Source organism: Micromonospora sp. ATLC16, assembly GCF_057196645.1.
The window spans coordinates 1-3,218 of sequence record NZ_JBXUOW010000140.1; the positions used below are offsets into that span (position 1 = coordinate 1).

General features: G+C 74.7%; 2 protein-coding genes. Both read left to right on the top strand.

Features of this window, described 5'->3' with window-relative positions:
* Positions 1 to 2,556 (top strand): DEAD/DEAH box helicase (locus tag AC2CHE_RS26635; protein WP_484507577.1); only part of this gene is annotated, 2,556 nt, incomplete at its 5' end.
* A partial coding sequence (locus AC2CHE_RS26640) for an SWIM zinc finger family protein (RefSeq protein WP_484507578.1) occupies positions 2,553 to 3,218 on the top strand: 666 nt, incomplete at its 3' end. The genes AC2CHE_RS26635 and AC2CHE_RS26640, both read left to right, overlap by 4 nt.

Consider the following 3,218-nt stretch of genomic DNA (forward strand, 5'->3'; position numbering starts at 1 on the left):
GCCTCGACCCGGGTGGCTGCCGACGAGTCCGGCCGGCGGTCCGCGACCCGGGCGTCGGGTCGACCCGACGGGTCGGCAGAGGTGCCCGGGCTGCTGGTCGCCGACGCGCTCGACGCGCTCACCGACGCCGCCGTGCGCGCCGCGCTGCCGCCGATGACGCTGGCCCGGGGGGCGCGACCGAACGGTGCCGTGGCGGCCTGGCTGGGCGCGTTGACCGGGCCGCAGCGCGGGTTCACCGCCGAGGCGGCGGCGCTGCGCACGCTCCGCTCCGAGCTGGACCAGTGGCAGCGCGACGCCGCCGGTGGCACGGTGCGGGCCAGCTTCCGGCTGGTCGAGCCGCCGGCCGACGAGCTGACCGGACCGGTGACGGTGGTGCCGGCCGACCCCGATGCCGTGGTCGCCACCAGCGGCCGGTGGCGGATCGAGTTCGGGCTGCGCGCCAACGACGAGCCGGGCCTGCACGTCGACGCCGGAAAGGTCTGGCGCGGCGACGGCGCGTCCGTGGCCGGTGACCATCCGCAGGAGATCCTGCTGGCCGAACTCGGCCGGGCCAGCCGACTGTGGCCGGAACTGGACGCGGCCCTGCGCACCGCCCGGCCAGAGGCGCTGGAGCTGAACACCGAGGGCGCGCACCGGTTCCTGCGCGAGGGCGCACCGACGCTGCACGCGGCGGGCTTCACGGTGTTGCTGCCGTCGTGGTGGCGGCGGCCCGCGTCGCGGCTCGGCGCCCGGCTGCGGGCCAGCTCCCGCAGCGCGCCCGGCACGGTCACCGGCCCGGCCGACCGGGTGGGACTGGACGCCCTGGTCGACTACCGCTGGGAGCTGGCCCTCGGCGACGAGCCGTTGACCTCCGACGAGCTGACCCGTCTGGCGGAGCTGAAGACCCCGCTGGTACGGCTGCGGGGGCGCTGGGTCGAGCTGGACCCGAAGCGGCTCGCCGCCGGCCTGCGCCTGCTGCGGTCCTCCGGTGAGTTGACCGTGGCCGACCTGCTGCGGCTCGGCCTGTCCGACGCCGAGCAGCCGGACGCGTTGCCGGTGCTGGAGGTGGGTGCCGACGGTGCGCTCGGCGACCTGCTCGCCGGGGCGGTGGACCGGCGGCTCGCCCCGCTGGACGAACCGCCGTCCTTCCACGGCACGCTACGGCCGTACCAGCGGCGAGGGCTGGCCTGGCTGGCGTTCCTCCAGTCGCTGGGGCTCGGTGGGGTGCTCGCCGACGACATGGGGCTGGGCAAGACGGTGCAGCTGCTGGCGCTGCTGGCCGCCGACCCGCCGCAGGCCGGGCCGACCCTGCTGATCTGTCCGATGTCGCTGGTCGGCAACTGGCAGCGGGAGGCCGCGCGGTTCACCCCGGACAAGCGCGTACACGTGCAGCACGGCGCGCAGCGGGCTCGCGGCGCGGAGTTCACCGCCGCCGTGCACGCCGCGGACCTGGTCCTCACCACGTACTCGGTGGCTGCCCGGGATGCCGCGGAGCTGGCCGGCGTCGACTGGCACCGGGTGGTGGTCGACGAGGCCCAGGCCATCAAGAACGCGGCCACCCGGCAGGCCGAGGCGGTACGCGCACTGCCCGCCCGGCACCGCATCGCGGTCACCGGCACGCCGGTGGAGAACCGGCTGGCGGACCTCTGGTCCATCATGCAGTTCGCCAACCCGGGCCTGCTCGGTCCGGCGGCGACGTTCCGCAAACGGTTCGCCGAACCGATCGAACGGCACGGGGACACCGAGGCCGCCGAACGGCTCCGCCGGATCACCGGCCCGTTCGTGCTGCGCCGGCTCAAGACCGACTCGTCGATCATCTCGGACCTGCCGGAGAAGCTGGAGATGGAGGTCTTCTGCAACCTCACCGCCGAGCAGGCGGCGCTGTACCGGGTGGTCGTCGACGACATGCTGGCCCGGATCGAATCCAGCGACGGCATCGAGCGGCGCGGACTGGTGCTGGCCACCATGACCCGGCTCAAGCAGGTCTGCAACCATCCCGCGCAGCTGCTGCGCGACGGCTCGCCCCTGAACGGACGGTCGGGCAAGCTGGCCCGACTTGAGGAGATCCTCGACGAGGTCCTCGCGGCCGGGGAGAAGGCCCTGCTGTTCACCCAGTACGCGGAGTTCGGCGGGATGCTGCGCGGGCACCTGTCGGCCCGGTTCGGCCGGGAGGTGCTGTTCCTGCACGGCGGGGTCGGCAAGGCCGACCGGGATGCGATGGTGACCCGCTTCCAGTCCGACGGCGGACCCGCGCTGTTCGTCCTCTCGCTCAAGGCCGGCGGCACCGGACTGACGCTGACCGCCGCCAACCACGTGGTGCACGTGGACCGGTGGTGGAATCCGGCGGTGGAGGACCAGGCCACCGATCGGGCGTTCCGGATCGGACAGCGGCGCCGGGTGCAGGTCCGAAAGTTCGTCTGCGCCGGCACGGTGGAGGAGAAGGTGGCCGCGCTGATCGCCGACAAGCGTGGCCTGGCCGCCTCGGTGGTCGGCACCGGTGAGCAGTGGGTCACCGAGCTGTCCACCGCCCAGCTACGGGAGCTGTTCACGCTGGAGGCGGGGGCGGTGGCCGAGTGAGGGCCGACGACGGCGGCAGGTTCGCCGACTACGGCCCGCCACGTCGGGTCGACGGCGGTCTGCGGGCCCGCAGCACCCGGGGCGCGATCGGCGTCTCCTGGTGGTCGCGCCGGTTCCTGGAGGTGCTGGAGTCGTTCGCGCTCGGCACCCGGCTGACCCGGGGCCGGTCGTACGCCCGGGCCGGGCAGGTGCTTCACCTCGACGTCGCGCCGGGCGTGGTGACCGCGGTGGTGCAGGGCTCCCGGGCCCGGCCGTATCAGGTCAGCGTCGCACTGCCACCCTTTCCGGCCCGGCTGTGGGCCCGGATCGAGGGGGAACTCGCCGCCCAGGCGTTCTTCAGCGCCCGGCTGCTCGCCGGCGACTTGCCGGCCGAGCTGGAGGAGCTGTTCGTCGCGGCCGACGCGCCGCTGTTTCCGGCGGCGATCAGCGATCTGGACCAGCGGTGTTCGTGCCCGGACGTCGCGGTGCCCTGCAAACACCTCGCGGCCACCTTCTACCTGCTCGCCGAGGCGTTCGACGCGGACCCGTTCACCCTGCTGCACTGGCGTGGGCGCAGCCGGGCGGACCTGCTCGCCCGGCTGCGGCAGCTGCGCGCCGACGCATCGGGCACCGAAGCCCCACCGGGCCGACGGCCCGGCGGTCGCGAACCGCCGGGCCGGCGG